The organism is Gordonia sp. 852002-10350_SCH5691597 (assembly GCF_001665715.1).
Lineage (GTDB): Bacteria > Actinomycetota > Actinomycetes > Mycobacteriales > Mycobacteriaceae > Gordonia > Gordonia sputi.
This window is the reverse complement of the sequence record NZ_LZMO01000255.1, coordinates 1-899: the sequence shown is the minus strand read 5'-3', so window position 1 is coordinate 899 and position 899 is coordinate 1. Positions and strand designations below refer to the sequence as shown.

The following is an 899-nucleotide window of genomic DNA, read 5'->3' as shown; positions in this document are numbered from 1 at the left end:
TGACTGAAAACGGGAGAGCCAACTAACCCCCAGACAGCGAAACACCCCCTCATCTGCGTAGATGAGGGGGTGTTTCTGGCGGTGGCGGAGGGATTTGAACCCTCGGTACGGGGTTACCGCACACAGCATTTCGAGTGCTGCACCTTCGGCCGCTCGGACACGCCACCGCGGAAGACTGTACCGCAGCTGGCGTCTGACACTAAATCAGCAGGTCAGCGAGGTGCATGGCGAGCTCGCCACGCCGTATGGCTCAGTGGCCGGTGAGCTTGTCCTTGATGCTGTCGACGCCTTCTTTGACCTTGTCGGCAACCTCGGAGACCTTCTGCTTGCCTTCGGCTACAGCCTGGTCGCCCTTGCCCTCATTCTTGAGGTCGTCGTTGTTGGTCAGGCTTCCGACAGCTTCCTTGCCCCGACCCTTGAGCTCTTCTGCCTTGTTCTGTGCATCATCAGTGGTTGCCATAGAACTCTCCTTCGCGTGTGCGAACCAGAGCGCGGTTTTCGCGTCTCCTGAAATCCACCGTACACATCGTCGAAGTGGCGCTGTTATATCGAAATCTGGCCGGGTCGAAGCCTTGGCGGGTCAGTCGTGCGCACCTTGCCTGCGGTCACGCGGGACCGGTCTCACTTCCCGAGGAGCTTGTCCTTGATCTCGCCGAACTTCTCCTTGGCCGTACCCACGGCGTCCTGCACCTTCTCGTTCTCGGTGAACTCGGTGATCTTCTCCTTCGCCGTGCCCACGGCGTCCTGCACCTTCTCGTTCTCCGTGAACTCGGTGAACTTCTCCTTCGCCGTGCCCACGGCGTCCTGGACCTTTTCGTTCTCCGTGAACTCGGTGATCTTGCCTTTGACCGATTCCACGGCCTCGTTGATCTTGTCGCTGGATTCACTCATGGTGTCGA

2 protein-coding genes and 1 tRNA gene are annotated in these 899 nt (G+C 59.3%); all 3 read right to left on the bottom strand.

What is annotated here, in order from left to right:
* Window positions 1-76: 76 nt before the first annotated feature.
* Window positions 77-167, bottom strand: a tRNA-Ser gene (locus A5777_RS18780).
* A gap of 83 nt (window positions 168-250) precedes the next feature.
* Entirely contained in the window at window positions 251-460 is a 210-nt protein-coding gene (locus A5777_RS18775) for a CsbD family protein (protein WP_005208107.1), read from the bottom strand.
* Window positions 461-621: 161 nt separating this feature from the next.
* The coding region (locus A5777_RS18770; RefSeq protein ID WP_442903060.1) for a hypothetical protein at window positions 622-899 on the bottom strand (278 nt) is incomplete at its 5' end.